Annotated in this window: 5 protein-coding genes; all 5 read left to right on the forward strand. The window is 61.3% G+C overall.

The genetic code is table 11. The annotated features are described in order from the left end of the window. The coding region (locus OB03_RS13875) for a CTP synthase (RefSeq protein ID WP_461344548.1) at positions 1-1,283 on the forward strand (1,283 nt) is incomplete at its 5' end. 567 nt (positions 1,284-1,850) lie between these two features. Continuing rightward, entirely contained in the window at positions 1,851-4,121 is a 2,271-nt protein-coding gene (locus tag OB03_RS13880) for a TonB-dependent receptor (protein ID WP_461344549.1), read from the forward strand. 2 nt (positions 4,122-4,123) lie between these two features. Further along, on the forward strand, positions 4,124-5,440 hold the full coding sequence (locus OB03_RS13885) for a spinster family MFS transporter (RefSeq protein WP_242915279.1): 1,317 nt from the start codon (positions 4,124-4,126) through the stop codon (positions 5,438-5,440). Then, on the forward strand, positions 5,440-7,074 hold the full coding sequence (locus OB03_RS13890) for a carboxylesterase/lipase family protein (protein ID WP_461344550.1): 1,635 nt from the start codon (positions 5,440-5,442) through the stop codon (positions 7,072-7,074). Before OB03_RS13885 ends, OB03_RS13890 begins: the two co-directional genes overlap by 1 nt. Continuing rightward, positions 7,065-8,398: AMP-binding protein (locus OB03_RS13895; RefSeq protein WP_461344551.1), on the forward strand; the 1,334-nt coding region annotated here is incomplete at its 3' end. The genes OB03_RS13890 and OB03_RS13895, both read left to right, overlap by 10 nt.

Raw genomic sequence — 8,398 nt, forward strand, 5'->3', positions numbered from 1 at the left:
AGTTCGTCCTCAATCCGGCCAAAACGGATGAGGGCGAGGACGTGGACTTCGTGCTGGTAGAAATCGGCGGCACCGTTGGCGATATCGAAGGCCTGCCGTTCTTCGAGGCCATCCGCCAACTGGGTCAGGACTTGCCGCGCGGTCAGTCGTGCTTTGTGCACCTGACGCTGCTGCCCTTCATCAAGACCGCTGGCGAGATGAAGACCAAGCCGACGCAGCACTCGGTCAAGGAACTGCGCTCCATCGGTATTCAGCCGGACATCCTGCTGTGCCGCTGCGAGGCTGAAATCCCCGCCGACGAAAAGCGCAAGATCGCCCAGTTCTGTAATGTCCGTCCGGACAGCGTCATTCAGGCGATGGACTCGGCAGACATCTACGCTGTGCCGCTGGACTATCACCGCGAGGGTCTGGACACGCAGGTGCTGGCGCACTTCGGCGTAAACGACGCGCCCGAACCGGAACTGGCAGGCTGGGAAGAAATCGTCCGCCGCCGCCTTCAACCGGAAGGCGAAGTGAACATTGCGGTCGTCGGCAAATATACCGTCCTCAAGGACGCCTATAAGTCGCTGATCGAAGCCCTGATGCACGGTGGCGTGGCCAACCGCGTCAAGGTGAACATCGATTGGGTCGAGGCGGATACCTTTGAAGGTGATCCGCAGGCCTGTGCTGACCGTCTGCAAAACGCGCACGCCATTCTGGTCCCGGGCGGCTTTGGCGAGCGCGGGGCAGAGGGCAAAATCCAGGCGGCCCGCTATGCGCGCGAGAACAAGATCCCGTATTTCGGCATCTGCTTCGGCATGCAGATGGCGGTCATCGAGGCTGCACGCAATCTGGCAGGCTACACCAAGGCGACGTCGACCGAGTTCGGTCCGGCGGACGAGCCCGTGGTCGGCCTGATGACCCAGTGGTCACAAGGTAACCAGCGCGTGCTGCGTCAGCAGGGCGGCGATCTGGGCGGCACCATGCGTCTGGGTGCCTATGATTCGACGCTGGCAGATGATTCGCTGATCGCGCGCATCTATGGAACCACCCACATCAGTGAGCGCCACCGTCATCGCTATGAAGTGAACATCAATTATCGCGAAGCTATCGAGGAAAAGGGCGGGCTTTATTTTGCCGGTCTGTCTCCGGATGGTGTGCTGCCGGAAACGGTCGAACGTCGCGATCACCCTTGGTTTATCGGGGTTCAGTACCACCCCGAGTACAAGAGCCGCCCCTTCAAGCCGCATCCCCTGTTCGCCAGTTTCGTGCAGGCCGCGATTGTGCAGAGCCGTCTCGTCTAATGCGTGAGCCGTTTCCCGTATCGTAACGTTTTTAAGATGGCATACGGGTTGCGGCACTCGCGGTGTTGTGTTTCATATCCACACACTCGCGAGGAGGAGAGGATGGTGGGGGCTGTTCTCTATTTTCTGCATCGCAACGCACGGATGGTAATCCTGTCGGTGTGCGGCGCGGGAACAATATTGGTATGCAGCCTGGTGCTGCATATCCTCAGAAACCTGCATAGCGCCTAGGCGCTGGGCAGCTGGAGGGGGGAGTTTCGGTCGTTGTCGCAAGACACCCGATTCACCGAATCCAGTGGCTGGGCCACTCGCTTGGGGGAGTGAGTGGCCCAGCCAGATTTTTCTCCCGTTCATTTCGATACGCCCGTCCAAGCCGCTGCCGTTCAGGCCGCGGTTTTTTGCCATTTGGCCCTTATTCCTCAGGTGGCTCCACACGTTAGCGCGCCGGGCGACGCGCATCTCGCCAAGATATTCACACAGACGAGAGTGAGTATTGACGTTACGGAAATTATGGCTACGGTTTAATCTCGAGAACGCCGTCATAAGAGTGGCGTCACGGGAGGGACTATGAAGAACCACATGATGATGTCGGTGTGTGCGGGTGCCTTGGCGCTTGCAGCAGCCGCGACGCCCGCTCTTGCGCAACAGAGCGCATCGGCACCCCAGCAAACCGAAGAAGCGACACAGGTCGGCGAAGTTGTCGTTACGGCCACCCGCCGCGCGACCCGTCTGCAGGATGTGCCACTTTCGATCACGGCCTTCTCCCAGCAGGAGCTGACCAAGAAGGGGATCGTGGGCTACGAGGGGCTGGCCCGCGAAACGCCGGGCGTCGTGCTGAACAAGCCGACTGCCAACTTCAACAATTTCACTGCACGCGGCATCGCCACCAACGGCTATAACGCCAACCTGCAAAGCTCGGTAGCCATCTATATCGATGAGCTGCCGATCTCGACCATCGGCAACACGACCGTCATCGACCCGACCTTGTTCGACGTCGAGCGCGTGGAGTTCCTGCGCGGCCCGCAAGGCACGCTGTTCGGTTCGGGTTCGCTGGCCGGTGCGCTGCGTATCCTGACCAAGGCTCCGGAACTGGACGGCTATAGCGCCGGCGTTTTGGTCGACTACGGCATGACCGGCGCAGACAGCTTCCGCCAGCGTTACAACGCCATGGTCAATGTGCCGCTGATCGAGGACGAGCTTGCGCTGCGCGTCGTGGCCTTCCACCGCGACGAAGAGGGTTACACCGACAACCTCGGCACCGGCGAGACCAACTCCAACACCCTCATCAACTCGGGTATCCGCGGCTCGATGCTGTGGAAGCCGAGCGAGCGCTTCTCGCTGCGCGGCACCCTGTCATACGAGGAATCCGAACCCAAGGATTCGGGCCTGGTCGACCCGTCCCTGGGCCGCAACAAGCGCGTATCTGACCGTCCGGACATCTTCTCGGGCGTGCTGACGACCGGCAACGTCACCGCCGAGTACCAGTTTAACGGGGCCAAGCTGACCAGCTCCTCGACGCTGTCGCAGTTCGACCAGAAATTCTACCTCGACCTGGCCGGCACCTTCGGTGGCGCGATTGCCTTTGCTCTGGATGCCGATGCCTATCAGCGCACTTTTGTGCAGGAAATGCGTCTGGCCTCGGATGCCGGTGGCAAGTTCGACTGGGTCGTTGGTGGTTTCTATCTGAAGCGCCGTCTGGACGTGGATTACTTCTACCGCTCCAGCCCCGAGTTCCTCGCTGCGCGCGGCATCACCGGTCTGCCGGACGAATACTACCAGCGCATGTACACCCACATTGACTCGCACGAGTTGGCGGCGTTCGGCGAGCTGACCTATCGCTTCAACGACAAGTTCTGGGTGACCGGCGGCATGCGCTATGGCGAGGTGTCGGCACAGGGCTTTACCGAGGCTGGCGGCTATAACAGCAACTATCTGGTCAATGCGCTGTATAGCATTTCCGGCCCGCTGACGATCACGCCCATCGAAGAGGCGACCGGCCTCAAGGCAGAGGGCTCCAAGCCGTCGTTCAAGATTAGCGCAACGTGGAAGCCGCACACCGACCTGACCACCTATGCGACCGTTTCGACCGGTTTCCGTACCCCGATCGTCAACGCTTACGGCGGCCGTCCCAGCCTGGTGAATCCGGATGACCTGATCATTCCGGACGGCGCGGAATCGGACGATCTGACCAACTTCGAAATCGGCCTGAAGGGCCGCTTCTTCGATGGTCTGGTGTACGCCAACCTTGCTGCCTACTATATCGACTGGTCGAACATTCAGGTGCAGGCCAACCGCGTTTCGGACTCGGTGCAGTTCGCCACCAACATTGGCAAGGCCGAGAGCAAGGGTCTGGAATTCGAAGTCCGCACCTTCCCGCTGGAAGGTCTGTCGCTGGGTCTGACCGGCTCGATCGGCAGCTCCAAGGTGACCGAACTGTCGCCGGAAGAGGCCGCCATTTCGGGCGCTGTTCTGGGCGCGCAACTGTCGAGCCCGAAATTCCAGGGCGCGTTCAACGTCGACTACCGCTTTGCTCTGCCGAACGAGATGGAAGGCAATGTCTCGATGGTGGTCCAGCACGTCGGCTCGTATCCGGGCCTGTTCCCGAACGTTCCGGGCCAGCCGGGCGTGGTTCAGTCGACCTATGGCCACACCGACGAGTACCAGAATGTGAACGCCAGCTTTGCCGTGGCGAAGAACGACCTGACGGTCGGCTTCTACGTGGAAAACCTGTTCGATGATCACTCCGTGACCTACGTCCACCCCGAGGCCTTCCTCGCCAGCCGCTTCGGCACCATGCGTCCGCGCACCTTCGGCGTCCGCGTCGGCTACGAGTTCTGATCATGGGCTACGTCGCAACGCCACCGCTGGCAGGGGCTGAGCCTGCACCGCGTAAAGGGGCCTACTTGGTTCTGGGCATCCTTTGCTTTGTCTATGTCTTGAACTTTCTAGACCGGCAGCTTCTGTCGATCCTTGCAAAGCCCATTCAGGACGAACTGGGCGTTACCGATGGTCAGCTGGGTTTGATCAGCGGTCTGTATTTCGCCCTGTTCTATTGCACCATCTCCATTCCGGTCGGCTGGCTCGCCGACCGGACCAACCGGGTCAAGGTTCTAGCCTTTGCCTGTGGTCTGTGGAGTTTGGCGACGGTGGCGTGCGGCGTGGCATCCAGCTATCCGCAACTTGTATTGGCCCGCATGACAGTGGGCGTGGGCGAGGCCGGCGGGGTTCCGCCGTCCTACGCCATCATTACCGACTATTTCCCGCCGTCGATGCGTGGTCGCGCGCTGGCGCTATTCAACCTTGGTCCGCCCATCGGGCAGGCGCTGGGCGTGGCGTTTGGTGCCTCTATTGCGGCGGCCTATGACTGGCGTCTGGCGTTCATCTTCCTTGGTGTGGTCGGAATTGTGGCCGCCATTGCGGTATTCCTCATCGTCAAGGAGCCGGAGCGCGGCGGACTTGATCCCAAGCCGGTCTCGGCAGAGGCCGAGGCGCAGGATGTCGAGGACGGCAAGTTCTGGGCGACCTGCAAGATGTTCGTCACCAAGCCGAACCTGATGCTGGCCTCGTTCGGTAGCGGCGCAAACCAGTTCATCACCTATGGCACGCTGAACTTCGCCACCCTGTTCCTGATGCGCGAAAAGGGCATGACGCTGGAGCAGGTGGCGGTGTTCTACGCCATCGTTGTCGGTATCTCGATCTGCGCGGGCATGTATCTGTCGGGCCGTCTGCTGGACAAGCTGAAGGCGACGTCCAAGGCTGCCTATGGCTATCTGCCGGGCATTGCCCTGCTGCTGGCCATCCCGTGCTTCATCGGCTTTGTCTGGGCCGAGACGTGGCAGGTTTCGCTGTCCTTCCTCGCCCTGCCTCTGTGCCTCAACTACTTCTATCTGACGCCTTCGGTGGCGTTGGTTCAGGAAGAGGTCAAGCCGCGCCAGCGTGTGCTGTCGGGCGCTATCCTGCTGCTGATCATGAACCTGATCGGTCTAGGATTTGGTCCGACCTATCTGGGCCTGGCCAGCGACTTTTTCGCACGCAGCAACCCCGAGACTTCGCTGCAAATGGCCTTCTATACGCTGACGCCGTTCTACGTGCTGTCGTCGGCCATCTTCCTGATCCTCGCCCGCCGTCTGAGCCGTGAACAGAAGGAGCGTGCATGATGGACCATCGCAAGATGTCTAACCGCGTGCTTCTGGCTCTCATGGGCAGCGCAATCCTTGCGACTTCCGCGCATGGGGGCGTCGTGGTGCGGGCGCCGGCTGGTGCAGTCGAGGGGCAGGTCAGCGAGGGCGTCGTTTCGTTCAAGGGACTGCCCTATGCGCAACCGCCTGTGGGTGAGGGGCGCTGGCGTGCGCCTCAGCCCATCGCGCCGTGGGACGGAGTGCGTGACGCCAGCCAGTTCGGCGCGGCGTGTATCCAGCCCATCTCCCGTCCGGGCAGCATCTATGCCTCGCCGCTGGAAAAGATCGACGAGGACTGCCTGTTCCTGAACATCTGGGCACCGGAAAAGGCTGAAAAGGCCCCGGTGATTGTCTGGATCCACGGCGGCAGTCTGGTAACCGGCGCAGGCCATGAGGCCATGTATGACGGCAACACGCTGGCGAGCCGGGATGCGGTGGTCGTGACGATCAACTATCGCCTCGGTGTGCTGGGTTATATGGCCCATCCGGAACTGAGCGCCGAGAACCCGCAGAACATATCTGGCAACTATGGCCTGCTGGATCAGGTACGGGCGCTGGAATGGGTGCGTGACAATATCGCGGCCTTCGGCGGCGATCCGGAAAACGTGACCATTGCCGGTGAATCCGCCGGTGCGCTCAGCGTCATGTATCTGATGGCGACCCCGAAGGCGCGGGGCCTGTTCCACAAGGCCATTCTGCAAAGCGCCTATATGATTTCGACCCCCGAACTCCGCGGCAGCACCCACGGCGAGCTGCCCGCAGAAGAGGGCGGGCGTCTGCTTGGCGAGAAACTGGGGCGCGATCTCGCAGGTCTGCGGGCAATGGATGCCAATGAGCTGACGCTCGCGGCCATTGCCAATGCCTTCGGACCATGGGGCGCGGTCGATGGTGAAATCCTGACGCGGCAACTGGTCGATACGTTTGATCGCGGCGAACAGGCCCAGGTGCCGGTTCTCGCGGGCTATAACGAAGGCGAAATCCGCACCTTGCGCTTCCTAGCACCCCTGCCGCCGAAAAGCGCCGACGACTACGAGAAGGCCATTCGTGCGCGATATGGTGATCTGGCAGACGAGTTCCTTCGCCTGAATCCGTCAGCGGACATGGCCGAAAGCGTCCAGACCTCCGTGCGGGATATGCTTTACGGCTGGACGGCACACCGGCTGGTGAAAAAGCAGACCGCTACCGGCCAGCAGGGCTTCCTCTATTATTTCGATCACGCCTATCCATCGGCGACCGCTGCGGGGCTGGAAGCCTTCCATGCGGCGGAAATCCCCTATGTGTTTGGCACCTTTGACCGAACGCCGGTGATGTGGCCGCGCCCCAAGGTGACGGTTGCAGAAGGCCGGATCAGCGAGGCTCTGGGCGACTACTGGGTCAGCTTTGCCCGCTCGGGGGAGCCTGCGTCCAACAACGGTCCGCAGTGGCCCGCCTATGGCACCGACAAAAGCTATCTGCTGATCGGTGACGAGTTGAGCGTCGGGAGGGATCAAGCCCCCGGCATGTACGAGTTGAATGAGGAGGTGGTCTGCCGCCGTATCCAGCAGGGGGGAATTCCCTGGAACTGGAACGTCGGGCTTTGGGCACCGGAGGGAGTAAACGGTTCATGCAAATGATTGACGGGGATGTGCAGTCCTTTCCCCTGACGCTGAACCAGTTTCTGGATCATGCCGCCAAATGGTGCCCGAAGTCCGAGGTGGTGACCGCCCTTGACGACGGCTCGATTACGCGCGTGACCTATAGTGACCTGCGTACGCGTAGTTTGAGAGTATCTGCCTTGCTGAAATCCTTCGTGGTCGAGCAGGGTACCCGTGTCGCGACACTGGCGTGGAACACGCAAGGCCACGTCGAGGCGTGGTTCGCGATCATGGGCATGGGGGGCATCTGCCATACGCTGAACCCGCGTCTGACGGCGGAACAGCTGTCGCAGATGTTGCATCAGTCCGAGGCACGCATCGTCTTCGTCAGTCCCGATCTTGTGCCATTGGCGCGCAAGATTGCGGCCCTGTCGCCGCAGCTTGTCGATGTACTGGTGCTGGATGTGGTCGGGTTCGAAGGGGAAACGGGCTCGACCACCATCCAGGCCCTAGAGCCTTTGCTGGCGGGGCAGGGGGCCGACGTTATGTGGGGGCAGTTCCCGGAGACGGCACCTTGTGGCCTGTGCTTCACCTCCGGCACGACCGGAGCGCCTAAAGGCGTCACCTATACCCACCGCTCCAGCTATCTGCACACGCTCAGAATTCTACAGGCAGAGGTCATGGCCATTACTGGACGTGACAGGGTTCTTGCGGCGGTGCCCATGTTCCATGCCAATGCGTGGGGGCTCCCGTTTGCGACGGCGGCGGTCGGCGCGGGGCTGATCCTTCCCGGACGCAATCTGGACGGCGCAAGTCTGGCCAAGCTGATTGCCGCTGAAGGTGTGACCATCGGCGTTGGTGTTCCGACAGTCTGGCTGGGGTTGCTAGAATATGTCGAAGCCAGCGGCATCGAACTTCCGTCGCTGGAGCGGATCATCATGGGCGGGGCTTCGCTGGCTCCCGCCTTGATGGAGCGGATCGAGAGCCGACTAGGTGTCACGATCCAGACCAGTTGGGGCATGACCGAGTTGTCGCCGTCCGGCACGGTGGCTCCTCCCTATATCGCGGACCGTTCCGCAGCCTTGTCCGGTCGTCCGGCGGTTGGTGTCGATCTGTTGCTGACTGACGAGAACGACGTGCCACTGGCCCAACAACGCGGGGCCGAAGGACATTTGAAGGTCCGGGGTGCCGCTGTGGTCGAACGCTATTTCGGTCAGTCCGACAAGGCGACCAACGATGCAGGCTGGTTCGCGACCGGCGATCTGGCGCGCATTGACGATGATGGCAATCTCACCATCACCGGACGGGCCAAAGACTTGATCAAGTCCGGTGGCGAATGGATCAATCCTGCCGAAATCGAGGC

The organism is Brevundimonas sp. GN22 (genome assembly GCF_054824005.1).

Bases quoted from the DNA above. Each gene is read 5' to 3' on its own strand.
- OB03_RS13880 (WP_461344549.1), top strand. From the start codon at position 1,851: ATGAAGAACCACATGATGATGTCGGTGTGTGCGGGTGCCTTGGCGCTT.
- OB03_RS13885 (WP_242915279.1), top strand. From the start codon at position 4,124: ATGGGCTACGTCGCAACGCCACCGCTGGCAGGGGCTGAGCCTGCACCG.
- OB03_RS13890 (WP_461344550.1), top strand. From the start codon at position 5,440: ATGGACCATCGCAAGATGTCTAACCGCGTGCTTCTGGCTCTCATGGGC.